Origin of the sequence: Fictibacillus sp. 5RED26, assembly GCF_015903895.1 — a bacterium.
Taxonomy (GTDB): domain Bacteria; phylum Bacillota; class Bacilli; order Bacillales; family Fictibacillaceae; genus Fictibacillus; species Fictibacillus phosphorivorans.
This window is the reverse complement of sequence record NZ_JACZDU010000001.1, coordinates 401,001-424,626: the sequence shown is the minus strand read 5'-3', so window position 1 is coordinate 424,626 and position 23,626 is coordinate 401,001. Positions and strand designations below refer to the sequence as shown.

Below are 23,626 nucleotides of genomic sequence, written 5' to 3'. Positions count from 1 at the left end.
CACTAGCGCTCAAGCTTTTCTCTATTCGACCACTCTAACTTTGTACCAAACAGCTTCCCAATTCTTTTTCTTCACGCGCTCTATATATTTTTTTCTTCGATCTTCAGTGCTTCTGTAGCTATCCGTTGGTCTTACCTCCATGCATAAAACATCTTCAATTCCACATGGAGCAGCAAGAATTACTTCATCCTGTTCATTTAGCTTAACACCTAGAGCTGTTACCGTTTCAGGAAATTTGGAGATCGCATCTACTGTTGACGTGTACGGTTCGAAATCATCATTGACGAGATGCATTCTCGCTTCATTTTTTACAGACCACGGCAAGTCTGGAATGAGTTCTAAAAGCATTTCCTCATACTTTCTTTCACTCTCTTTTTTGAGGTCTTCAGGATAGAAATAAACAACATCAATATCTGCTATTCTCGTTCTTTCTTGAAAGTCATGAAGTGTATCCCAAACTTTAGATCGAACAAACCCTGCACATATCCACCAATCTGGTAAAGCTAACGTTTTGGCAGCACGTAAAATCTCCATCATCCAATCATCATTTTTTATCATGTCTATTATGTATTGATGTTGGTCCAACTTTCATCCACTCTTTTCCTGTATATATGTTAAAGATACTACAATTAGTTGTGTCTACATTTTTCCAGACATAAAATAATTGACAATTTCCAAGAGAGCATAATATGATAATAGTAACTTCATAACTCCTAAAGGGGAGTAGCTTTTACAGTATAGTCGTCATTTCGGAGCTTCGTGCTCTCGGCTATATTGGCAACCATTTCGTTGTTAGCAAGACCTTTACCGTTCGGTTGGTAAGGGTCTTTTTCTATGTAAGACCTTTGCCTGCTATTGGTAGAGGTCTTTTTTTATTTGTTATCAGGAGGTCGCTTCATGTAAATCATTCTCGCTTCATTCATGCATCTATCATTTTAAAGGAGGAACCACAATGGAACTATCTATCTTGTTAGAATATGGTTGGATCTTGTTAGTGCTAATCGCATTAGAAGGCTTATTAGCGGCAGATAATGCACTGGTCTTAGCCATCATGGTAAAACACTTACCAGAAGAGCAACGAAAAAAAGCATTGTTTTATGGTTTAGTCGGGGCTTTCTTCTTCCGTTTCGCATCACTATTTGCTATTTCGTTCTTAGTCAACGTGTGGCAGGTTCAAGCTATAGGAGCTGTGTACCTTCTGTTTATCGCCCTCAACCATATTTTCAGAAAAGTGTTGGTGAAAAAAGCAGATGAATCAACTGAAACGTCTAAAGCAGCAAAGAAAAAATCTGGTTTTTGGACGACAGTATTGAAAGTCGAATTAGCTGACATCGCGTTTGCAGTCGATTCAATCCTAGCAGCTGTAGCATTAGCAGTGGCACTTCCCGATTCAGGACTTCCTAACATAGGCGGCCTAGATGGCGGAAAATTCCTAGTAATCTTTGCCGGAGGGTTGATTGGACTCATCATCATGCGATTTGCGGCCAACTTTTTTGTTAAGCTCTTACAATCCAAGCCAGGCCTTGAAATTGCAGCCTTTCTGATCGTAGGATGGGTTGGTGTAAAATTAGCTGTTTATACGCTAGCACACAAAGACCTAGCTATCCTTTCTGAAGGTTTTGCAAAGTCACCAGAGTGGAAAATCACTTTTTATGTTGTATTGGTCTTAATCGCTGTGGGCGGTTGGTTCCTTTCAAAAGAAAAATCACCACAATCACAAGCTGAATAAGCTGAATAACTCAAAAAAAGAGGAGCTGACAATAGCTCCTCTTTTTTCTTTATCGTTTTCGAACAGAATCTCCTTCAATCAGGCTAACGTTGATTCGTTCATGCTCAGGACTTTGCTTTTTTTGGATTAAATTCAGCAGTAGTTCAGAAGCTAATGCTCCCCACTTATGCTTTGAATAATTGATCGTCGCAAGTCTCGGTTGGATATATTGAGACACTTCAATATTATCAAAACCGATAATATGAACATCTTCACCAATGCGGAGATTTGTACGGCTGAAATAATTATACATACCGATCGCCATCTCATCATTCAAACAGAATACACCTACAGGTTCTGTAAAGTCTTGATGAATCTTCTTTCCTGCTTCTTCACCTGAATGCTTGTTAAAATCACCATCGATTTCGATGTACTCGATATGCGAATAGCGTTGTACCGCTTTTTGTACAGCTTCTAACCGCTGCCTCGCATCAAACGAGATATCTGGACCTTTAACAACACAGATCTTTCGATGACCTTTTTCAGCCAGATAATCAATCGCGAGGGTAGCCCCAGCTTTATTATCAAGCAGTACTTGAGAGATGTTCGGATGATCCATTCTGCGATCCATCACGACCAGCTTATGTCCTCGTTCTGCATGACTTAACAATTCTTTCGTTTCATATGTGGCATCTAGAATGATCGCACCATCAATCATGCGCTCGGGAAGAAAACGATGTGACTCTTTTCCGCTACAGACGATAAGCTCATAGCCGTTCTCGCTTAATGTCTCCATCATTCCCTGCAGAAGCTGTCCATAAAAAGCTCCACTATAGTTCGTTAAATAGATTCCAATGATTTTTGTTTCTCGTTTTTTCAAGGAACGAGCGGCTGCGCTTGGGATATAATTAAGTTCTTTAGCGATCGCTAGAATTCGTGCTGATGTTTCCTTCGTAACTTTCGGACTTCCGTTCAAGGCATAGGAGACCGTGGAAATGGAAACACCTGCTTGTTTTGCAATGTCTTTAATACTTACCAACGAACTTCTCTCCTATCTCTCATGTTGCAAACGTTTCCTTTATTATAACGAAAGGTTATGAATAAATCTCTACGGTATTCACGTCTGCTGACAATTTATTTACAAATTCAGAGCGATTCACGCTCACTCCACCTTTTCGGTAGATATTTTGATATGTGCTGCTCTCAACTTCTTGACCATTAACGACGAGTCGCTTCGTTTCCCCACCGCGATCTCGGAATACCATTTTGACAGGTTTGCCGTCGATCATATACTGCAATTCTAGACCATTCATTTCTTCTGTTAATATTGGATCAATAATTAGGTTCTCCCCTTGTGGGCGGATACCTAAACAATTTGAGATCAACTGATTCATGTAAATTCCCGGACCAGAAGAATAGATTCTCCATCCACCTTTAACCTTGGCTTCACCATCTTTTAGTTCACCAAAACGTTCTTGCGCTTCATAGCGAGTTTTAAAATCACCATCAGAGCTTGAGAAATAAGCATTACTCTGACGTCGCTCTGCGTTTGGAACTTTTTCTTGGATCATAACAGGATTGATTTTTTCTAGTCCACTCCACACTTCTTCTTTTTTACCTAGCTTCGCCATGGCTTCAACAAAACGAATATGAGCATGAACATATTGAAGTCCGATCTCACGTCCGAAGTTCGATGCTTGTTCAGCACGTTTGAAATGCGTACTCACACCGCCTTTATAATGAGCAGGTTTGTCCATCAATCTTACGCCATCTGGGCAATAAAACTTTTCCATGATCAGATCAAGGTGCTGTTCAGCCTGTTCAGGTGTTAACAATTCTGCAATCATACTGCGCGTCATTGGTAATAGACGATAGTTAATACCCGTTGTGTTATCACTAGGATGAAGCATCAATTTTGGTGATTTTGGATCCTCCATGTAAACAAATCCAGGGATTACATCGGTTCCTAACATATGCTCTTGATAGTCTGCCTGAATATTTTTAGCGAGCTCGCTTAGTTTAGAAGCCTCTTCTTCGTCAACATGCTGTAACTGTTGGGAGAACTGAGTCATAACTTGATACGTTAAGGCAACCGTCCATGAACTCACCATGAATTTTTTAAGCTGTGGATTTGCAGGTTGAAGCGTATCATCCCAATCACCGTCTCCATACGAGGAAAGGTGCGTATCATGTAAAAAGTTCTCTTTCATGTAGCGGATCTGTTTTTGAATATGCTGTAATAATGTTTCTTTATTCTCAGTAAAGTTAAAGTCACTGTTAGACGTGTAAGGTACTTCAGCACGTAAAATTTCAAAATCATTCGTAGCTGCAAGGTAATCTGTCACTAACTTCAGTGGCCATACAATGATATCTCCATGTGAATCATCTTGCTGGATTTTGAAATATTGATCAAACATAAACCATTGTGGCCAGTTACCCGTCTCGTCAAACTGATGAGAATATACCGTAAGCAAGATGTCTTTTACTGCACCATAATGCTGAGTTGCTAAGAAGTATTCAGCAGGTCCTTGGCAAACGTCACGCGTTCCCCAAGCTGCACCACCATATTGCTCAAGACCATGTGGTACCGAATAGTGAATAAGCATGTTATGGGTATACCAATGAGCTAAGGCATTCATCTTCTGAAGCTCGTGTGTCTCAACTCCATCCTTAGTCAAACGGAATCCGCGGTTCGTGTTTTGAATAAATGTACGGTAGCGCTCGATTTCCGTTTCAATCGTCTTATTTGTGAACGGAATGTTGTTCCCGTCGATTAGACCTTGATGAGAGATGCCCCACTCATTTGTTGGTTCAAGATCGCAAACCACGAGAGAAGCAGATCCACCATCCATGTTATCCCCAAAGATTGTCTCGTCTATTACGTTCCACTCGGTACCCGTAATCTTCATTCGATAGCTTAAATTTTCATACGTTTTTGCACTGTCAGAAGCATCATCTGCAAAGAATGAAAGGATCCCATCTTCTTTTTCCATTTTAAATGGCACTTCGTATTCTTGATTATTCATGGATACTTGGTTCGTTACAACGAATCGATATGATCTACCGCTAAGAGCCTTAACATGCAGCTCAACTTCCGGGGTATCGACTGTTGTGTAATTTGTGATGATAAACGTCTCACCTTCCGTTTTATAGAACCAACGCGTATAGTTAAAGCCCATCTCGAACAACGATGGCATCGTTAATAGTTTCAGCTTCCCATCTAACTCAACATAGATTCGTTGACCAGATGTTTTCATAACATTCAACGCATTGCGTGCATTTGTCATCATCTTATGAAACGAAGTGTTTCCTACTACTAATTGAGAATTGAAAATGCCATACATATAAGAAGTAGTCGTGATTGTGTCCTCTTTTAATGACACATTATCTCCCGTAACGAGAATATGTCCATGAGGTCGCTCTACGATTCTTTCTTTTTCTTTTAAAACGATATGTTCATAGGTCGGTGTAAAAAAGGATAGCAGCGTATCTCCTTCATACTCTTCTAAAATACGCTCCGGGAAAAGAGCTTCCACTTCTTCCATTTGAAGATCAACTGTTTTTAATGTTCCGTCAAAATGGTCATTACGATTAACTTTTTCAAGCGCAATCGTATCTTCAATTAGCTGAGCTTGAACTTCATTCCAAGCTAATTCAATCTCATCCTTATATTCAATAGATGTAACAGCATCCTGATGATCCTCTTTAAAAAATCCATAAAAATTGATGTGATGTTTACCATCAAGTGCAAATCGCTCTGATTGAAGTGCAATATAAGCGAATTCGTATTGATACACTTCACTCGCTAAGTTCTCGTTATAAAGCGCTTGTGGTACATCTGTTTCTTTATATGAAGTACCGAAGAACTGAAAACCATCCGTTATATAACCAACAGATTTCGTTAACGATCCTTGTTGCAGGTAAGGAAAGGCTTTTCCATTCGGTTGATTTTGACGTGAACAGATCACATAACCTAGCTTCTCATCTTCAAACACACCATGGTCTACATACTGTGCGATGAATGCTTCATTTGTTCGAACAGCTCCGATATGTGCAAGTCCCACGTCTTGGCCATAAATAATATCAGCCTTCTCAGCTTTTCCTTCGAGTTCAACATCCCAAAACCATATACCACTTTCTTTTAATGAAAAAGTGACTATATAAGAGATGTCTTGAAACGTACCACTCCAATAAACTTGATTCTCATTATACGAAACGGTGCTGTTAGATTTACTACCCAGAAGCGGAGTTACATGGATACCCTCACTGTTAAACACACGTAAATAAAGATTGTTCAAAGAACCATCGATCGGATTACTCATCCATTGGTTGATCATCGTATCATGGTGGGAAGCTTTGTAGATATCACCAGTACTTAAGAACGCAAATGCAAAGTCACCAGCTTTAATCGTGATGTTCCCTTTCGTTAATGTTGTCATTGTCTATCCCTCAATTCTTTTATGATGCCTATTTGTTTATAAAGCTTAATAAAGTAAATTCTGTTGATATAAACATGAAGTTTTCATCTCTTTTAACATAAATGAAAGCATTTTATCGAAACGTTTCAATTAAATTCAAGAGAGTTCCTAGGTTTTTGAGTTTCATACTGTTATCTTCTTCATTTCCTTTTGCAACAAGGAAAATAGTATATGAAACCTTATGTTTCCAACAATTTATGGAAGGAAAACTCTTTTTGAAAATTCCATGTTGTAAACGATTACAACTTGAATTATAATGTGCTTATCGAAACGTTTCAACAATAATCTCAAAGAAAATTCGGGAATAATAAAAATTGATTGCTTTCACAGGCAAATTATAGGGGGAACTCACATGAAAAAACGTTGGTTTAAAAAATCGATGGTTACGTCAATGGTTGGTGCACTTGTACTATCCGGCGTCTTAGCTGGCTGCTCTTCAGGTTCAGAAGACGGAAAAACAACAATTACGGTTTGGGGAATGGGTGAAGAAGCAAAGTCACTTCCTAAGATCGCTGAAGAATTTGAAAAAGAAAATCCAAAGATTGACGTTAAAGTACAAGCCCTTCCTTGGGATCAAGCACACGATAAGCTTTTAACAGCCGTTGCTTCTAAAAAAGGACCTGATGTTGTTCAGATGGGTACAACTTGGATTCCTGAGTTTGCATCCGCTGGAGCATTAAAAGATTTAACACCTCATGTTAAAGATTACCCGGAACTAGATCCAAAACATTTCTTTGAAGGTTCTGTTGAAACGACAAAGTTTGAAGACAAAATGGTCGGTGTACCTTGGTACGTAGATACTCGCTTGCTCTACTATCGTACAGATCTGCTCGAGAAAGCTGGATTTAAAGAAGCTCCTAAAACGTGGGACGAGTTGAAGGAAGCCGCTGATAAGCTAGCTGATCGTGGAAAAGGGAAATATGGAATTTCGATCGATGCTAAAGAACAAAGCTTGTCATTCATGTTCGCACGCCAAAACGGCGCTGAACTATTAGGACCTAACAATGAGCCTAAATTCAATGATCCTAAGTTCGTTGAAGCGGTTGAATACTTGAACAGCTTCTATGAAAGTGGAGCAGCTCCAAAAGAAGAACTAGGAATGGACATCGTTCAAGGTTTCCGTGGAGACGGGATCCTACCAATGTTCATCAGTGGTCCTTGGATGATCAAACTAATCAACGACCAAGCTCCTGAGCTTAAAGGTAAATGGGGTACGGCTGTTCTTCCGGCAAAAGAAAATAACATTTCAGCACTAGGTGGATCTAACCTTTCTGTATTTGAACATACGAAGCACGAAAAAGAAGCGTTAAAATTCGCAGCATATATGAGTAAGCCTGAAACACAATTAAAATGGATGGAGATGACGAATTCCCTTCCGGCAACCCAAAAAGCATGGGAAGACGAATCTCTTACTGGAAATGAATTTTACAAAGCATTCGGTGAACAGATGGAAGCTTCACAACCGATGCCTGTTATTAAGCAATGGGAAGAAATCGCTCAATCTTATTTAAAGAGTTTTGAGAAGATCTACAGAGGCGGAGCAGATGTTCAGAAAGAATTAGATAACTTCGACAAAAAAGCTGAAGAGATCTTAAAGAAATAAATCCTGTTGATCCGGGGTATAACGAGCAGGTTATCCTGCTCGTTCCCTTTTTATCATCAACACGGGTAACGATGAAGGATGTGAAAACATGAAAAGCTATTCAAAAACGACTCCTTACCTCTTCATTGGACCAGCGCTTGCACTATTGGCTTTATTCTCTCTTTTTCCCATTGTTCTTGCATTGGTGATTAGTTTTACAGATATTGACCTAGCTGGACTTGCAGACTATTCAAATATTAGCTTTATTGGAATCGAAAACTATATCAATATCTTTAAAGATCCTATTTTTCTAAAATCGATCGGCAACACTGTCTTTTATGTCGTATTCGGTGTTCCTCTCGTTATCGCATGTTCACTTGGTATCGCTCTTTTGATCAACTTTGGTACAGCGCGTATCTTCAAGGCTTTTCGTCTTGTTTTTTATATGCCTTCGATCACAAACGTTGTAGCAGTAGCTGTTGTGTGGACGTATCTATACAACCCACAGTTCGGTCTGTTCAACTATCTACTCGGTTTAGTCGGCATTCCTGCTATACCCTGGTTACAAGACCCTACGATCGCCAAAGGATCATTGATCGCATTAGCTGTTTGGCGCGCGATTGGTGTGAACATGATTATTTTCTTAGCAGCTTTACAAGGAATTCCGAAAACGTATTATGAGGCAGCTCAACTAGACGGTGCGAACAACTGGAAACAGCTCACAAAGATTACGATTCCTCTTCTTCGTTACGCTATCTTCTTCGTGTCGATCACAACGATGATCGGATGGATTCAGTTCTTCGAAGAACCATTCGTTATGACGAACGGCGGACCTTTGGATAGCACTACATCTGTTGCCCTCTTCATCTATCGCAACGGGTTCCAGCTAAGCAACTTTGGTTATGCCGCTGCAGGATCTTTTGTCCTGTTTGTCACAATCATCATCATCACGATGATTCAGTTCCGATTGCAAAAGAAAGATACCGACATTTAGGACGTGAGGTGAGAACATGAAATCAAAAGTATCTGATGCGAAAAAAGCATACAAAATGCAGCAATGGATCGCAGGAATCGTCTTGACGCTTGGCGGTCTTTTGGTAGCCATCCCCTTTATTTGGATGATCCTTTCTGCATTCAAACCTGAAAGTGAAGTCCTTCAGCTCACACCGACTCTGTGGCCTGAAACCTTTACAACAGAGAACTTCATCTACCTGTTTGAGAACATGAACTTTGGTGTTTATTTACGAAATACGATCGTCGTCGTCCTCTGTTCTTTCGTCGGACTTTTCTTTAATGCGATGGCTGGATACGCATTTGCGAAGTACAAGTTTAAAGGAAGAGAAAAGCTTTTCTACCTTGTACTAGCAACAATGATGATTCCTGGACAAGTAACGATGATCCCTGTTTATTTAATCTTAAACCAGATGGGCTTGACGAACACGATGGCTGGTGTTGTTCTGCCAGGATTAGTTGGTGCATTCAGCATCTTCTTGTTCCGCCAGTTCATGTCTACTATCCCAGACGAATTGCTTGAAGCTGCTCGTCTAGATGGAGCAAGTGAGTTCCGCGTGTTCATGCAACTCGTCCTGCCTATATCTAAACCGATTATGGCCGTTCAAGGTATTCTAACGTTTATCGCGGGCTGGAACAGCTTCTTGTGGCCGTTAATCATCGCGAATGACGAAAGTCTGTATACACTCTCTGTCGGATTAAGCCTTTTGAAAGGACAATACGGAGGAAACTTCGCGTTGCAGATGGCAGGATCAACGTTCATGGTTGTTCCAATCGTCATCATCTTCATCATCTTCCAAAAGCACATTATTGAAGGCTATACCATTTCAGGAATGAAATAGAAGAGTAACGTGAAGAACCCCTGATTCATGTAATCGGGGGATCTTTTTGTTTTATTTGTCTACTTTTTGGAGCTTGGTTTTCTTTCTATAATGAAGATGGATGAGGATTGCAAATATGAACCCTAAAGCATAAACAATATCATTTAGGATGCTGTTGAAATGATACATTTTTGAAAAGATAGAGTACAGAAACAGGATTCCAGTTAATAGAAAAAAAGCGTTTAGTCTTTTCTCCGATGTTTTCTTCATACGTACCTCCACTACCATTCATGTAGAAATGTAGAATTTTGTCGAACGGCCTATAAGTTATTTATTAAGGCCTATAAACAATTTTGAAGGCCCATAAATCGATTTAAAGGACTATAAATTTTCTTGAAGGACTATAAATCAAAGACTACGGCCTATAAAGTAAAATTGATTGTTTTCATACTTCAAAATACCGCAATTCATTGTTTACTTCATCCCCAACTCTCAAGCTCTGACAATAAAACTCCTTTTTTCTTTACCAAAAAACCTAGATCACGCTCAAAGCCCCTCTCTGTTGTTATCAACAGATCTGAGAAAGAAAACCTATAGATTCTATTGAAATCTCCTTTAAGAGAAAAATAGATGTTCTCTTCTTCTGGATTAAATATGATAGATAACTGTGTAGGAAAGTCCCCTTCTCTTTGAGCGGTTTGCTTCAGGATGGATAGTCCTTGTTCAACGGAAAAGTTATCTCTTCTGTTTACCAATCCACCATGTGCTAGCTGATAACGATCACTTCCTGGTCCTTGTAATGTCATATCTTCATGTTCCATGGCATCTCGAACTGAAAAATTTGTAAGAACCATAAAGTTATCCTCTAGCTGATCTGTGTCTATATATTTTCTTCCAGGTTCCACAAGGAACGACTTCTTGTTAGGACCAACTATTAAACTTTGAACACTATAATCAGGAACATTCACGATTTCTTTTTCTTGAAGATAGGTAGGCAGCACTGATGTTTTTACTTTTTCAGACAACACTTCATCAAATAACCTCATCATATGTATACTGTTTTTGTTCCTTTTATATTTGCCCTCTTCATTCGGGTTCACCATATGAAGATTCATAAAGATTCCTTTTTTATTAAAGCCAATGGCTGGTAGGAAACGGCCGCCTTCTTTTTGCAAAATAAGGAGCTGATTATCACCTGATAGAGTCATTTTAATCGGCCGCTCAGACAGATCAAAGTTCATTCCAATATACGTCTCTTCTTCATGCAAAACAAAACTCGTGCACATCTCTTCTTCACTTCCATTTTTAAATTTCCAGCTGAATAAATGATAGGTACAGCTGTCAGTAAAAATAGATTCTACATAAAAATCCTGGACCCTTTTATCCTCGTTTACGGTACGTGTTTTTATTTTTCTTACACGTTCACCGCTAAATTGTATCTTTTCACCGATAAGCATCTCGGTTTTACCGATAAACTCATACAGAGCACCTATGAATCACTGCTGACCACCTCTAACCTCTACACTTCCACCTGAAAGCCCACAAAACAAGCTAACTCCAGCAAAAAACACCCTCATCCATTTGGAATTGGGTGCTGCGTACAATTATTGAATAGAGAACTTTTCTTTTCTCAACAGATCCTCAGGTTTCTTACCAATCGGGTCTTGGTGGAAGTAATCGCGAATCACACCATCTTTTAGATAGTTAGCGATCGAAACCATGATCATTCCTTGATCGAGCGCGAGATATGCTTTAGCGATTTCACCTGTTTCCACGTTTACAGAATCATAGAATCCGTACTTGCTATACGTATCGAGCTCTTTTAATGCTTTAATGTTTTTTCGAACAGCTTTTGGATCATAGTCTAGTGCTAAGAATGATGCATGAGCTGTTACGGTCGCGCCATCTTTGTATCCAGAAGTACCAAGTGGTGTTGCTGCAAACTCACTGTAACCATCTGGTGTTGCAGATGGAGAAAAGCCCCATGCTTTATATCCTTTTTCTTCTGCAAAAGCTTGCTGTAACTCAACATGACGCTTGTTGTTCAGCCCAAGCGCATTCTTGCCAAGTTCAACCTCATTTAATACGATTCCAGGCATAAGACTTTCAAACATGCTTCCGCCCCAGCTCGGAACGAATTTTACACCTTTGTATTCATAATGGCCTTCAAATACAGAAACGCCATCATATTCATGAGTTTCACCTTCTGGAATTTGTGCTTGCCAATCCCATTCTTTTGGCATCGTACGATACATCTTCCACCAGTGATCGCTTGGCACATCACCTTTACCAATCGAGATATAACTTGCTACACGTGGTTCTGTGTTAAACAAACCGTAGTGATGATCGGTTAATTTCCCTTGTGCTACATCATATCCACCACGGAATTGTCCCACTTCTGGATCATATAGTGTCGTATAATTCATGTCTTCAACGAGCTTACTCGTTTGTGGATTCAGCTCATCATAAGCTTGTCCAACTACTATCAGCCCTGCAGACAGCCAGCCGTTATCCACTTGTGAGATGAACTGTCCCCAATCCTTTTTAACCGAACCATCTTTTGTGTTATACCAGTTGTAGTATAATCCATTCCATTTTTCTAAATCTTCAAGTGTATTCAACGTGACTTGTATACGTTTTACCGCTTCCTTTTTAGAGATGATACCTAACTCTTGAGCGGAGATCGTACTCATCATATACATCCCAATGTTTGTAGGAGATGTATGTGTTGCGTCTTTTTTACCCTCTGCTGTATATCGAGTCTCATCATAGGTCAAACCTGTTTTTGGATCAGTATGATCTTGATAAAATTTGTATGTCTTCTTAGCAATTGATTTTAACTCCATTTGAAATGCATGATCTTTTCCTCTGTCAGTTGCGGACGCAGATGATGTTACAAAAACATTCGCAAACAAACTGAACATTAATACAAAGCTAATCATTTTACTTGTTTTCATGGATGCATTGCTCCTCTCCATACTTAGAAATCATCAGTCGAAACGTTTCACCAATAGTTTATCACGTTTGAATGAAATAAATAAGAAGATTACAGTCTTTTGCGCCAAAGGTTGTATGCGCTTTCATAATAAACGGTATAAAGGTAGGAGAAAACTGATAATAACAGGAAATCAATCCGATTATTAGGGAAATAAAGGATAATGGTTTTTTTACTAGAAGAAAGTAGTAAATAGTCTTAAAAAGGGGTTTTTGCTATGAACAACAAGGCAGTTTATGAAACACCCGTTGTAAAAGAACGGAAAGAAATAAAGTTAGTTGGATTAAGGGTGCTATGTGAGGGAGATCAATACATTCACGAAATTCCTAAAGCTTCAACTACGCTGCAATCACAATTACCGTCCATTCAGCATGTCGTGGATCCATCAAAACAAATAGGTGCGTTCGTCGTTGATGCACAAACTAAACAAGAAGATGGATACTGGGTTTGTGTTGAAGTAGAAAAATATGAAGATGTTCCGGCTGGCATGGTGAAGTTAACCATACCACCTCAAAAATATGCAGTGACCAAACATATGGGAAGAAACGATGAAATTAAAAACAGCTATGAAATGTTGCACAACTGGATACAAAAGAATGGATATAACAGACTCCTTAAAAACTGGCACATCGAGATATTTCATACCTTTGATGTAAGTAATCAATTAGAAATCGATTTGTACGATACCATTCAATAAAATAAAACTGGAATACACCCTGAGTTTGGCTCTATAACCCTACACCAATTACTCTCAACCTGGGCCGTTCATGATCTTACACACATTAATCAGATTACTAGAATTCTGGCTAAGCGTTATGCTTGTGACGTCGGTCCATGGAAAACATACTTAAGCATACTCAAATAACGTTCCCCAAGTGGGAGCTTTTTTTATTCTCTTTAGAGGAAAATAATGGATTATGTCGAATGATTATAGTTAACTTTATTAGATAAAAAGAGATAAAGAGATTTAGGGGGAAAATTTTATGTATTTGCTTGTCCTTCGGCGCATTGTTTATTTTTTGATGCCGATCGTAGGTGTTTTTTTCATTGGTGCACTTCCTTATCTATTCTTCAGCAATGTTCAAGGTATTGAAGCTGTTGCTCGTTTACTAGATTCTGGTGCACTCGAGAATGCACTCTTTTTAAACCAGGATTTAGGATTATTTTTCGAGCCTTATCTTGATAAGATATGGGATTTGTTCATAAACCTCATAACGTTTTCAAACGTGACTTTTTATGAATATCAACAGGAGAAGTTACTATTCCCAACCATTTTAAAACCTTATCTTTATTCTATAAAACTAGTATTAGGTGCATTCTTTCTAGCCATAGCTTCATCGATCATACTAGCTTTAATCATCAAGATTTTACCTGACCGCATTCAAAAAGGAATTCGCTTCTTGTTTTTTTCACTCGAGTCCTTACCCGATATATTTATCGTTGTTATCATTCAATATAGCATGATTCTGTATGTTAGAAATACGGGAAATCTCTTGTTCCCAATCGTACATAGCGATCAAAATCCTAGCTATTTCTTACCGATTTTTTGCTTGAGCATCTTGCCAACTCTTTTCTTAATAAGAACGTTGCTGTTTCTACTCGATGATGAAGATTCAAAAACGTATGTAGAATTTGCTCGCGCAAAAGGAATACGATATGCGCTGATCCTTTATATTCACATGCTAAGAAATTCACTTTTAAGTCTGTTCTATTATTCAAAGAACGTGTATTGGTTACTAATCTCTACACTCTTTATGGTAGAAACCATTATGGCGATTCCCGGCATCACTGATTTTATGCTAGATAACGGTCCTACGACACCGGATGTCATTACAGTTAGTGTTTTGCTCATGTTCGTTCCGTTTTATCTATTATTTACACTTTCCTCTTACGTTCTGGAGTATAAGCTAGGGCGTAATGATGAGGAGGTGGCGTAAGATGTCTGTATGGAGAAGTCCGTTATTTTTAAGTGGCTTTCTAATTATTGTCACCTTGTTTTTCGGAAGCATTATCTATTCACATTTTGTACCGAATGAAAAACAACCCGTGATGCAAATTCGATTTGACGAACAAAAACAACCTGTTGATTCAGCACCAATCGCTCCTTTTAAAGAAATGCCATTTGGAACAGATCGATTTGGTGTCAGCATGTTGCACAAGGTGATCGACGGCGCAAAGTATACACTAGGATTTGCCTTCTTAGTCGCATTCGCTCGCCTATTTTTCGGAACGATACTAGGATTAATCTTGAGTCAGCTGCCAAAACCTATACTTCGGGCTTCAAGCAAACTCTTTGAATCCTTTTATTATGCTCCTGCAACCATTGTTGCCTATTTACTTATCTATCCTGTTCTCCAAATTTTCACTTGGTCTGTTCCGAAGAATCAACAAACCATATTTTCTTTGCTGATTCTCATATTAATTGCAGTCCCTACCGTGATGGTAACGGTAGCCAACGAAACGTCAAAGTTTTTAGAGAATGAATTTATATCTTCCGTTAAAGTTCTTGGTGGAGGCAGAATTCACAAGCTTCGGAAACACGTATTACCTTATCTAAAACCGCGATTAAGCATTCTATACAGCCAACAGCTAATCGCAACCCTACTACTGGCAGCACATCTTGGCATTTTACAAGTTTTTATCGGTGGAACTGACTTTATCACTCTCGATCCACTAGAAAATAATACGGTGCCTGTTGCTATGATCAATGAATGGTCGAGCATGATCGGTGCTAACTACTATCAAATTCGTGGTGATCGCTGGATCGTATTTGCTCCTCTCGCAGGATTTGCAATTACCATTCTCGCGTTGAACTTTATGGTTGAAGCCATGAAACGTCAATACCTCGCAAAAGGTGCTTACACGAAAAGAACAAGAAGAGTAAGAAAGACAAAAACTCCTGTACAAGTTAAGAAATTGTCTCAAGAGCAGTTTGATAGGATTATGAAAACAGGAACGGACAATTAATGTATAAGAAGGACTCGATGAGGCAAGGATTTACCTTATCGAGTCTTTTATCATTTGTCATGTTTTTCGTTCTTTTTGAATAAAGGAGTATTACACAACAAAAAGGAGTGAACCCTTTGAGTGAAGCAGACCTTAACGTCATTTTTTATACCTTGTTTCTTCTACTAGGTTTACCGATCAGCTATAAATACGCTAAATTCACAGTATCACATACGGGCATGGTGCTTCCCCACTTCTTTGTCAGCCTAATGCTTAACTTATGCATAGGTACAGTAGGCATTGTAGGATGGATTTTCTTTTCTGTAAAAATTTCTAGAGCATTTACGATCGGTGGTATCTATTTAGGGGCATGGATTATTTTAATAAGTCTAATGGCCTTATTGGTTCTCCTCTTAGTGAAACGCAAATCGATGATACAACGTTTTCACTATCATTACGGTAGATAGCAAAACACCTTCCGCGTTCAGGAAGGTGTTTTGCTTCTTTATGACTTGATACTTTCCTTCTGTAGATCAGAGGCAGGTCCAAAGAATTCAAAATGAATGTTTTCTTTTGGTATATTCAACTCTTGCAGAGCTGTATTTATCACTCTCATAAATGGAATCGGGCCACAGAAATAGTATTCTGCATCATCTTTTATAGGTAAGATCTCCTTCAACCAAGCTTGATCAATGTAACCCCTCTTCGTGAAGCCTAAATCTTCATCTAAAGGACTTTCATACACAAAGTGTGTAGTGATATGATCTGAAGCTTCTGCAATATCTAGTACTTCTTTCTTTAATGCGTGTGTTTGGCCATTGATCGCAGCATGAATAAATGTAACTCCTCGTTCCGGTTGCTCACTTGCTATAGTTTTCAACATACTTACCATAGGAGTAAGTCCCACACCACCACTTATAAGGACAACGTGCTTTTCACAATCTGTATTTAAATAAAAATCACCTGCTGGAGCGCTCAAATGAAGGATGTCTCCTTCTTTAACACTCTCGTGCAAATAAACGGAAACCATTCCATCGACAGTATCTCTACCGATTTCTTTTTTAACAGAGATCCGATAACTGCTTTGTCCTGGAGCGTCAGACAAGCTGTATTGTCTGATATGTGTGTGTTCCTGACCTGGTATATCCATCTTGATACTCACATATTGGCCGGGCTTAAATTTTGCAAGTGGCATGCCATCTTCCGGTTCTAAATAGAAGGACGTGATAACAGAGCTTTCTTCTACTTTACGAGTTACGGCAAAAGGTCTGAAACCTTCCCAACCCGCATCACTATACATGTTACGTTCAATACCGATAAAGACATCCGCGATCACACCATACGCTTCTGCCCAAGCGTTGATGATCTCATCTGTTGCAGCATCTCCAAGAACATCTTTAATGGCAAGTAGCAGGTTTTCACCGACCACAGGATAATGCTCCGGCTTCACGCCTAGACTCCGATGTTTATGGGCAATTCCTTTTACGACTGGAATGATGGTTTCAAGCTTATCAATATTGGCTGCTGCTGCGTATACTGCGTTTGCTAATGCGGCTTGTTGACGTCCTTTTTTCTGGTTTGCGTGGTTAAAGATATTCAAAAGCTCAGGATGCTTCTGAAACAGCATTTCATAAAAACGTGAAGTAATCGCTTCTCCGTGTACTTGCAAAACAGGTACGGTTGACTTAATAATTTCAATGGTTCTTTGCTGTAGCATGTCAATTCCCCCTTGTATTCTTCTTACAACTCTATCGTAAAAGAATGATAAAAGAGAATGTGTGATTTGAATCACTTTTCTTTAGGACGTTTTGTGAACATAAATAGTGCTATTTTCTTAGCCACATTTCTGCTTTTTGCTTCATTTCCTTTTGAAGATCTGCTGAATTTTTCGTGTCTTCTAATGCTTTTCCTGCGTATTTTCTCGGAAAGATTTTATATAATGATCGTTTAAAATCAGCTCCATCCCGCGGTTCCTCATAATGTGCGATCACATACTTGCCGCCTTCACTCCTGAGTTTGATTATGGCAGGAACGGAATGGCCGGACTGCCCCTCAGTCTTCGTTTTTTCGTTAAAGCCCAAAAACAAAGAATATAGATAGACCGATGTTACTCCTCCAGTTTCTTTCGCTCCATAGATCTTATGAACTTCAAACTGTTTATCCGTTTCGGGATATACGCCATCATAATGTTGGATGATATAATCCGAGATCAACTCATTCATTTCAGAAGTCACTTTTACTTCATTAGAGGAGCGGAATGAAGTACACCCCGCTAATAAGAATAGCAGACTCCACGTGATCACCGTTATTCTCTTAAGACACGGTAACATCTAATCCCCCGCTTTCTTTACGTTAGATCTTGCCCCCATAACGATTGTAAGAGAATCATGTATACAATAAGCAGCACGGAAATTATCATAAAGATAACAGAAATGAATCGATAGCTATCCACTTTAGAGAGCGTGATTCCAAACACAATCATCCCTAGTATAGCTGCTGGATAATACACAAAAAACATAGAATAATAATGCAACGGCCCTAAAAACAAACCTAAAACTGCAAACTGAACACAAAACGCTACGATTGAAAGTAAGACCCACTTTTCTTTTTCTTTTGTTTTAACGGCACCGGTTAAAGACATTAAACCTGCTCCAAGTACAAGCACTATTAACGTCCACTCATATAGAAAGAACAGATTCTCATGATTTACTGCAAAATAATAACCCACCAATAATACAGGAATTATAGCTAGCAGCAGCAACGAAGATCGCTTTACATATTGGCTGCTATTCATTTTAACCATCCTCCTTTATTTAACTTAACACTATCATATTACCATTTAATGGTTCTAAATCCTTTAGTTCTTTTCAAACTATTCAAACGATTTTATAATAATATGATACTATTGAAAGATACAAAACTTCACTAAGTGAATGAAACGGAACACTTATCGATTAATCAGGAGTTGGAAAAGTGATGAGAAGATCTTCAATCACATACAAAGAAAAAACAGTCCACCTTACAGAATGGGGTGAAGCTCACAATCCTACTATTGTTTGCTTACACGGATTAGGAAGTACGAGCCTTAGCTTTCTAGAAGTTGCCGAGGAGTTACAGAAGAATTTTTATATCATTGCATTCGATGCTCCTGGACACGGGAAGTCTGAGCCCTTTGACACAGCTGTGGATTATGAGATGCCTAGACTTGTTGATTGGCTTCATGGTTTGTTAAAACAATTAAATGTAAGCGATTTCTATCTCATATCCCATTCATGGGGAAGCTTTCTAGCTCTACACTATTTGGTTCGTTATCCTGAACACGTTTTGGATACGATTTTAATCGACGGAGGCTATCAAACAAAGCGTATATGGTCTTCGTCTTTAGAAGAAGAAATGGATCATTATGAAAAAGATTTTGATGAGTATGTGTTCGATTCTTGGGATGACTTTTTCCAAGCAGAAAAAAAGAATTACTTGATGTGGTCACCGTTAAAAGATATTGCTGTAAAGGATCTAGGTGTCGAAAGAGAAGGTAAGGTTTGCTGGCATGCTAAAGGTGAAACTGCCCGTCATATCATTCGTGGCATGTATCTGAACGAAACAGAAGATATCTATCACCTTCTTCCGCCAGGCGTCACTCTACTTGTCGCCACCGTACCTGAGCGATTGTCTGAAATGAGATTGCAGACCGCTGAAACGTTTAGAAAGAACGCGAACGGCGAACTACATATAGTGCCAAATACGACACACTTATTGCACTGGGACAGACCCAGCGTTGTAATCGATGGAGTTTTATCAAAATGGCTAAAAAAATCGGAGGTTAAATGATGGCATACCTACTCGTATATTTTTATAAATTGAAACCTGAAGTGAAAGAGAAGTTCCTTGAAATATCGTCAAGATCGAATAAAAAGTTTCAAGAATACGGAGGTGTAACAGAACAGATATTTAAATTATCCACTTCTCCAAAAAATTATGGGTTCTCCTCTATTTCTGAAAAACTACAAGTTGATGAAGGAGAAGAACTTTGGATCGGCCTTCTGCGCTTCCAATCTGAAGAACATGCACGCATGACTATGGAGGACTTCGATCAAGATCCAGAGATGAAAGAACGTTTAGACGAATTTGTAACTCTTGTAGCACCACTTGAAAAATTAGTTTTTGGTGAGTTTGTTTCTGAAACTGAGGTAGTGAACGTATAATAGAACGACCAGCACTATAATGAAAAAATGCATCTCCTTGCTAGAAGGAGATGCTTACCCAAATTCTTTTTGATGTGCTTTTTTCATTTTTAAATATTCTTCATCCGTCCGTGCTAATTTCCACTTTTCCTCAAAGATTGACGCTGATTTTGCTTTTACAGGATCTATTTTTCGTTTGTTCACCTCACCTTCTTCATTATACTTCCTTCCGCCTTTATAGTTCGTGTACCGTCTTGCGCGTGTGTATCCCATCTGTAAAAACTTCCTTGCCATATCCGCTCCAACAAAGTCATTATTTTTCTTATAGTCTAGAAACTGTTCATAGATCTTCTTAGAAGATTTTTCTGCTTCTTCTGGGGTCTTAAAGCGCCAATGCGGCAAGATCTCACTCTTATAAGGTTCCACTAATAATACCCCTTGCTCACCACGGCCGACACGATACTTTTCAGGATGTTTTCGAAAATCGATAGTATCAAAGTCAAGATCATAATCAAAAGCCATTTCCTTTTCCTCCTTTTTGTTATCGTTACCCTAAAAGAAAGAAATCAAAAATAAAGAGTGTTTTCGTATTCATTGTTGCTTTTGAAAGTAGTTGGTTTCCGCTGCAGATTGTTCGCTTTCCACGGGGCGAACGGTGAGCCTCCTGCCACTTCGCGCCCTTAGGAGTCGGCAACCTTCCGCTACAACCAACTTGCAAAGAAGAAAGGAATGGATCAATAGCAACATATTAAGATAACAACAAAAAGTAACAGGTTTTATGAGAGAAAAAAATCCGCTGCTTCTTAAAGAAACAACGGATCGATTACTTTTTACTGAACAACTTCATACAAATTCTGGGATGCCCCTTCTATAAATGGACATGGTTTCCCTGAGTAAAAAACGGTTAATTCATGCATCGCTCGAGTACAAACCGTGTAAAACAATTTACGTTCTCGTTCAATTTGATAACCAGATGCATCAAAGATCGTTACTGCGTCAAACTCGATTCCTTTGGCTAAATAGGATGGGATGACGATTACTCCTTTTTGAAAAGAAGCATCCTCATCAATCATGAGCCGCACATCTAGACTATCTTTCAGTTTCTCATAAACTGCCTTGCTCTCTTTAGCCGAACGACAGATCACTGCTATCGTTTCATGACCTTTGTTCAACCAATTACCTACAAGATCCTTCACCTGATCAAGATGATCTTCTTCACGATCTACTGCTGTAATAACGGGTTTTTCACCCGAACGATTAAACGGAATAATCTCGCTTCCGTCTTTCAATAGACTTTTAGTAAACTCTACAATTTCTTTTGTAGAGCGATAACTTCTCTGCAAAGTAATCGTTTCAGGATTCTTCTTGTTTAATAAGTTTTTGAGCATACTGAACGTTTCATCTGACGCATGCGCGTAAATCGATTGGTTCAAGTCACCTAGTATCGTTAGATTTGCTCTTGGGAAAATACGCTGAATGAAAGCAAACTGAAACGGCGAGAAATCTTGTGCTTCATCAATAAAAACATGACGTACTGCTGCATTTGACTGAAAACCTACTAATAGCTCTTTTACATATAATAGTGGAGTGGCATCTTCATTCGCGAAATGGTTTTGTTTCAAGTTAAACAACGTTTGATTGCAGATTTCGTTCCAAACGTTCACGTCCTCAATCAATCGTTTATTCTTCTGAAACAACTTAGCATATAAACTCTTTATATCAATAAACGAAAACTGTTCGATGCTCTCTCTAAGTGATTTAAAGGCGATTCGCGTCACATATGCCGAAAGTACTTTTTGTTCACTTGAAAGATCGTTGAATGAGTCAGCTCCATATTTATTGCGTTCCTCTAGCTTCTCATACAACCTTGTGTATACATTTTTATCAAGAAGCTGTATCTCTTTTTCAACCCATGGTTTCTTGCGTTCTCTTCGTTCTATCTTCTTCAGCTCTTCTAAAATCCATGCCACCGTCTTTTTCATTCGATAAGGAACGGTTTCTTTCTGATCGAGAGAATAGAAGTATTCACTGATCTGTTTAGCCCGAATCACGATACGGTCTCTAAATTTCACATTTAAAAATTGAATGCCCGATGTACTTAACTCCTCAGCATAGCGATGGATCGCTTTTAAAAATTCAACTGATGCTTTAAACTGTATCGCTTCTACACGCTTTGAATCTTCTCGTTCAGATAAGAGCTCCTCCATCTGCTCAAAAGGTGTTTCTATCGAGTAGTCTCCTCCTAAGTGATGGTCCACATAAGCATGAAACGTGGTTTGTTCCATGTTTTCTTCACCAAGTTCAGGCAGGACATTAGCTACATAGCTGTTGAACATATTGTTTGGAGAAAATAATACAACATGGTGCGACTGAATGGTTTCTCGATCTCGGTATAACAGAAATGCTACACGCTGAAGAGCCGCTGATGTCTTCCCACATCCTGCTGCACCTTGAACAACAAGTAAATCACTTGCTGTATTTCGTATGATAGCATTTTGTTCTTTTTGAATTGTCGCCACAATGCTTTTCATTTGTGTATTCGCTTGGTTTCCTAATACGTGCTGTAACAATTCGTCCCCGATCGCTTCTCCCGTATCAAACATTCCTGTTATATGAGCATTCTTAATCATAAATTGTCTTTTTAGTTCTAACTTTCCTTCAATGGTACCACTCGGTGCACGAAAATCAGCTTCGCCAAGAGAGTGATCATAATACAGACTCGATATCGGCGCACGCCAATCATGAACAAGAAACGTACTTGAAGGTTCATCGTAATAAGATGCTATTCCAATATAAACTTGTTCTGTTTCCTCTTCACCGTCTTCTTTAAAATCAATTCGACCAAAGTAAGGGGAGCTTTTTAATTTTTCATAAGTTTTAAGTCGAGCTTCTGCAGAAGTGTGACTTCTTTCAATCTCAGATAATAACTCTGACTGCTGTTTGATGCTAGCTGCCGTTTCAATCGCATCGTCGGCATCTTCTAGGTTAACTGTCACATCAGACCAAAAATTCTTTCGGATTTGAACAACATCTGCCTTCTTTCCTCCGAGATGATCTTGAAGTTTATCTGTTGCATCAGAAAGTTTATGAATGACTTGATCTACACGCTTTTGTTCATTTCGTTGTTCCTGATCCCATGTTGTCATCCGATTTCCCCCTACAAAAAAATTTATTAGTTAATCGTTGACACACGTTCCTGTTTTATCGTATAATAAAATTAGGAACAATTATAATTAAAACCAATGAGTTAGTGCGTCTTTTCTATAATAGCATATTTCTGTATATAAAGTACATATATAAAAACAGTGAATCCCTAAAAGGTTTTCACTGTTTTTTTGTTCAAAAAAAAACTATGCTTGTTTAGCTGTTTGATTTTCGATGACTCTTTTTATCGCATGCATTTGTCCGAGGTGATACGTTTCGTGAAAAACAGTGAAATTCACAAGCTCACCAAAAGTAGTAAAATTGAATACTGGTTTCTCTAGCTTTTCAAACAAGCGCTCTTCTGGCATCTCTTTTACACGCACTAATTGTTCTTCTAACTGCTGTTTGAGTTCTTTAAGTGTAGGAACTTCACCTTTCCAATCTGCAGGACTTGTACCTCTATTAAATAGCTCAACATAGTGCGTAGGTAGATTAGCAGAATGTTCCGGGAACCCAAACATAAAGTATTCCGCAGTCGTGAGGACGTGTCCAATGTGCCAGCGGATATTATTATTGAACCCATGGGGTTGGATATCTGCTGCAGACTCATCCATACCATCCAATTGCTTCAGAAAGAAACTTCTCGCTAGTTCAAAGTTTTGAATTGTTAATTGATTCATAATAAACCTCCTTAGAATTTGCTCTTTCCCATTCATCATACGTATACACTCACTTCAAAACAAACGTTTTGCTATTTGTT

At 38.8% G+C, this 23,626-nt stretch carries 22 protein-coding genes and 1 pseudogene; 11 read left to right on the top strand and 12 right to left on the bottom strand.

Features of this window, described 5'->3' with window-relative positions; all coding sequences use genetic code 11:
• Positions 1–21: 21 nt before the first annotated feature.
• Positions 22–585: a nucleotidyltransferase family protein gene (locus IHV10_RS02205; protein ID WP_231619397.1), complete on the bottom strand. Its 564-nt coding sequence runs from the start codon at positions 583–585 to the stop codon at positions 22–24.
• Positions 586–952: 367 nt separating this feature from the next.
• Between IHV10_RS02205 and IHV10_RS02200 the strand changes: the two genes are divergently transcribed.
• Complete coding sequence (locus tag IHV10_RS02200; protein ID WP_197127122.1) at positions 953–1,729, top strand: TerC family protein; 777 nt, start codon at positions 953–955, stop codon at positions 1,727–1,729.
• A gap of 49 nt (positions 1,730–1,778) precedes the next feature.
• Here the strand turns inward: IHV10_RS02200 and IHV10_RS02195 are convergent, their stop codons facing one another.
• Together IHV10_RS02195 and IHV10_RS02190 are read right to left on the bottom strand one after the other, a co-directional pair.
• Positions 1,779–2,747 carry a LacI family DNA-binding transcriptional regulator gene (locus IHV10_RS02195; RefSeq protein WP_144702152.1) on the bottom strand — a complete coding sequence of 323 codons (969 nt, stop codon included), beginning with the start codon at positions 2,745–2,747 and terminating at the stop codon, positions 1,779–1,781.
• Positions 2,748–2,802: 55 nt separating this feature from the next.
• The gene (locus IHV10_RS02190; RefSeq protein WP_197127121.1) at positions 2,803–6,147 is read right to left on the bottom strand and encodes a GH36-type glycosyl hydrolase domain-containing protein; all 3,345 of its coding nucleotides are present in this window, start codon (positions 6,145–6,147) and stop codon (positions 2,803–2,805) included.
• A gap of 391 nt (positions 6,148–6,538) precedes the next feature.
• On the opposite strand from IHV10_RS02190, the gene IHV10_RS02185 reads away from it, so the two are divergent.
• The 3 genes from IHV10_RS02185 (at position 6,539) to IHV10_RS02175 (ending at position 9,621) form a co-directional block, all read left to right on the top strand.
• Positions 6,539–7,789, top strand: coding sequence for a sugar ABC transporter substrate-binding protein (locus IHV10_RS02185; protein WP_197127120.1), 1,251 nt, complete (start codon positions 6,539–6,541; stop codon positions 7,787–7,789).
• 88 nt (positions 7,790–7,877) lie between these two features.
• Positions 7,878–8,762: a carbohydrate ABC transporter permease gene (locus IHV10_RS02180; RefSeq protein ID WP_197127119.1), complete on the top strand. Its 885-nt coding sequence runs from the start codon at positions 7,878–7,880 to the stop codon at positions 8,760–8,762.
• Positions 8,763–8,778: 16 nt separating this feature from the next.
• Positions 8,779–9,621 carry a carbohydrate ABC transporter permease gene (locus tag IHV10_RS02175; RefSeq protein ID WP_197127118.1) on the top strand — a complete coding sequence of 281 codons (843 nt, stop codon included), beginning with the start codon at positions 8,779–8,781 and terminating at the stop codon, positions 9,619–9,621.
• A gap of 51 nt (positions 9,622–9,672) precedes the next feature.
• On the opposite strand, the gene IHV10_RS02170 is transcribed toward IHV10_RS02175, so the two are convergent.
• The 3 genes from IHV10_RS02170 to IHV10_RS02160 form a co-directional block, all read right to left on the bottom strand.
• A complete protein-coding gene (locus IHV10_RS02170; RefSeq protein ID WP_197127117.1) occupies positions 9,673–9,870 on the bottom strand; it encodes a hypothetical protein in 198 nt (65 codons plus the stop codon).
• A gap of 209 nt (positions 9,871–10,079) precedes the next feature.
• Positions 10,080–11,057, bottom strand: a complete 978-nt coding sequence (locus tag IHV10_RS02165; RefSeq protein WP_197127116.1) for a hypothetical protein — start codon at positions 11,055–11,057, stop codon at positions 10,080–10,082.
• 147 nt (positions 11,058–11,204) lie between these two features.
• Positions 11,205–12,557 carry a glucoamylase family protein gene (locus IHV10_RS02160; RefSeq protein WP_197127115.1) on the bottom strand — a complete coding sequence of 451 codons (1,353 nt, stop codon included), beginning with the start codon at positions 12,555–12,557 and terminating at the stop codon, positions 11,205–11,207.
• A gap of 255 nt (positions 12,558–12,812) precedes the next feature.
• On the opposite strand from IHV10_RS02160, the gene IHV10_RS02155 reads away from it, so the two are divergent.
• From IHV10_RS02155 to IHV10_RS02140, 5 genes and pseudogenes are all read left to right on the top strand, one after another.
• Positions 12,813–13,292, top strand: coding sequence for a GyrI-like domain-containing protein (locus IHV10_RS02155; RefSeq protein WP_197127114.1), 480 nt, complete (start codon positions 12,813–12,815; stop codon positions 13,290–13,292).
• 3 nt (positions 13,293–13,295) lie between these two features.
• Positions 13,296–13,460: pseudogene (locus IHV10_RS22695) on the top strand (DinB family protein); the annotation flags it as partial.
• Between the two features lie 118 nt (positions 13,461–13,578).
• A complete protein-coding gene (locus tag IHV10_RS02150) occupies positions 13,579–14,532 on the top strand; it encodes an ABC transporter permease subunit (RefSeq protein ID WP_197127113.1) in 954 nt (317 codons plus the stop codon).
• A gap of 1 nt (position 14,533) precedes the next feature.
• Positions 14,534–15,562 (top strand): ABC transporter permease subunit, encoded by a 1,029-nt coding sequence (locus IHV10_RS02145; RefSeq protein ID WP_197127112.1) that lies wholly within the window; start codon positions 14,534–14,536, stop codon positions 15,560–15,562.
• A gap of 116 nt (positions 15,563–15,678) precedes the next feature.
• Positions 15,679–16,008, top strand: a complete 330-nt coding sequence (locus tag IHV10_RS02140; RefSeq protein WP_197127111.1) for a hypothetical protein — start codon at positions 15,679–15,681, stop codon at positions 16,006–16,008.
• Between the two features lie 38 nt (positions 16,009–16,046).
• Here IHV10_RS02140 and hmpA read toward each other — a convergent pair whose 3' ends face one another.
• The 3 genes from hmpA to IHV10_RS02125 form a co-directional block, all read right to left on the bottom strand.
• Positions 16,047–17,258, bottom strand: a complete 1,212-nt coding sequence (gene hmpA, locus IHV10_RS02135; protein ID WP_197127110.1) for an NO-inducible flavohemoprotein — start codon at positions 17,256–17,258, stop codon at positions 16,047–16,049.
• A 109-nt stretch (positions 17,259–17,367) separates the two neighbouring features.
• Positions 17,368–17,871 carry a hypothetical protein gene (locus IHV10_RS02130; RefSeq protein ID WP_197127109.1) on the bottom strand — a complete coding sequence of 168 codons (504 nt, stop codon included), beginning with the start codon at positions 17,869–17,871 and terminating at the stop codon, positions 17,368–17,370.
• Between the two features lie 17 nt (positions 17,872–17,888).
• Positions 17,889–18,335, bottom strand: coding sequence for a hypothetical protein (locus IHV10_RS02125; RefSeq protein ID WP_197127108.1), 447 nt, complete (start codon positions 18,333–18,335; stop codon positions 17,889–17,891).
• A gap of 182 nt (positions 18,336–18,517) precedes the next feature.
• Between IHV10_RS02125 and IHV10_RS02120 the strand changes: the two genes are divergently transcribed.
• Positions 18,518–19,369 (top strand): alpha/beta fold hydrolase, encoded by an 852-nt coding sequence (locus tag IHV10_RS02120; RefSeq protein WP_197127107.1) that lies wholly within the window; start codon positions 18,518–18,520, stop codon positions 19,367–19,369.
• The gene (locus tag IHV10_RS02115) at positions 19,366–19,743 is read left to right on the top strand and encodes a DUF1428 family protein (protein WP_197127106.1); all 378 of its coding nucleotides are present in this window, start codon (positions 19,366–19,368) and stop codon (positions 19,741–19,743) included. Before IHV10_RS02120 ends, IHV10_RS02115 begins: the two co-directional genes overlap by 4 nt.
• 54 nt (positions 19,744–19,797) lie before the next feature.
• Here IHV10_RS02115 and IHV10_RS02110 read toward each other — a convergent pair whose 3' ends face one another.
• The 3 genes from IHV10_RS02110 to IHV10_RS02100 form a co-directional block, all read right to left on the bottom strand.
• Positions 19,798–20,244, bottom strand: coding sequence for a DUF4385 domain-containing protein (locus IHV10_RS02110; protein WP_197127105.1), 447 nt, complete (start codon positions 20,242–20,244; stop codon positions 19,798–19,800).
• Positions 20,245–20,552: 308 nt separating this feature from the next.
• Positions 20,553–22,868 carry an RNA polymerase recycling motor HelD gene (gene helD / locus IHV10_RS02105; RefSeq protein ID WP_197127104.1) on the bottom strand — a complete coding sequence of 772 codons (2,316 nt, stop codon included), beginning with the start codon at positions 22,866–22,868 and terminating at the stop codon, positions 20,553–20,555.
• 204 nt (positions 22,869–23,072) lie between these two features.
• Positions 23,073–23,546 (bottom strand): DinB family protein, encoded by a 474-nt coding sequence (locus tag IHV10_RS02100; protein ID WP_197127103.1) that lies wholly within the window; start codon positions 23,544–23,546, stop codon positions 23,073–23,075.
• Positions 23,547–23,626 lie beyond the last annotated feature (80 nt).

Bases quoted from the DNA above. Each gene is read 5' to 3' on its own strand.
- IHV10_RS02200 (WP_197127122.1), top strand. From the start codon at position 953: ATGGAACTATCTATCTTGTTAGAATATGGTTGGATCTTGTTAGTGCTA.
- IHV10_RS02190 (WP_197127121.1), bottom strand. From the start codon at position 6,147: ATGACAACATTAACGAAAGGGAACATCACGATTAAAGCTGGTGACTTT.
- IHV10_RS02185 (WP_197127120.1), top strand. From the start codon at position 6,539: ATGAAAAAACGTTGGTTTAAAAAATCGATGGTTACGTCAATGGTTGGT.
- IHV10_RS02180 (WP_197127119.1), top strand. From the start codon at position 7,878: ATGAAAAGCTATTCAAAAACGACTCCTTACCTCTTCATTGGACCAGCG.
- IHV10_RS02175 (WP_197127118.1), top strand. From the start codon at position 8,779: ATGAAATCAAAAGTATCTGATGCGAAAAAAGCATACAAAATGCAGCAA.
- IHV10_RS02170 (WP_197127117.1), bottom strand. From the start codon at position 9,870: ATGAAGAAAACATCGGAGAAAAGACTAAACGCTTTTTTTCTATTAACT.
- IHV10_RS02165 (WP_197127116.1), bottom strand. From the start codon at position 11,057: ATGCTTATCGGTGAAAAGATACAATTTAGCGGTGAACGTGTAAGAAAA.
- IHV10_RS02160 (WP_197127115.1), bottom strand. From the start codon at position 12,557: ATGAAAACAAGTAAAATGATTAGCTTTGTATTAATGTTCAGTTTGTTT.
- IHV10_RS02155 (WP_197127114.1), top strand. From the start codon at position 12,813: ATGAACAACAAGGCAGTTTATGAAACACCCGTTGTAAAAGAACGGAAA.
- IHV10_RS02150 (WP_197127113.1), top strand. From the start codon at position 13,579: ATGTATTTGCTTGTCCTTCGGCGCATTGTTTATTTTTTGATGCCGATC.
- IHV10_RS02145 (WP_197127112.1), top strand. From the start codon at position 14,534: ATGTCTGTATGGAGAAGTCCGTTATTTTTAAGTGGCTTTCTAATTATT.
- hmpA (WP_197127110.1), bottom strand. From the start codon at position 17,258: ATGCTACAGCAAAGAACCATTGAAATTATTAAGTCAACCGTACCTGTT.
- IHV10_RS02130 (WP_197127109.1), bottom strand. From the start codon at position 17,871: ATGTTACCGTGTCTTAAGAGAATAACGGTGATCACGTGGAGTCTGCTA.
- IHV10_RS02125 (WP_197127108.1), bottom strand. From the start codon at position 18,335: ATGAATAGCAGCCAATATGTAAAGCGATCTTCGTTGCTGCTGCTAGCT.
- IHV10_RS02120 (WP_197127107.1), top strand. From the start codon at position 18,518: ATGAGAAGATCTTCAATCACATACAAAGAAAAAACAGTCCACCTTACA.
- IHV10_RS02115 (WP_197127106.1), top strand. From the start codon at position 19,366: ATGATGGCATACCTACTCGTATATTTTTATAAATTGAAACCTGAAGTG.
- IHV10_RS02110 (WP_197127105.1), bottom strand. From the start codon at position 20,244: ATGGCTTTTGATTATGATCTTGACTTTGATACTATCGATTTTCGAAAA.
- helD (WP_197127104.1), bottom strand. From the start codon at position 22,868: ATGACAACATGGGATCAGGAACAACGAAATGAACAAAAGCGTGTAGAT.
- IHV10_RS02100 (WP_197127103.1), bottom strand. From the start codon at position 23,546: ATGAATCAATTAACAATTCAAAACTTTGAACTAGCGAGAAGTTTCTTT.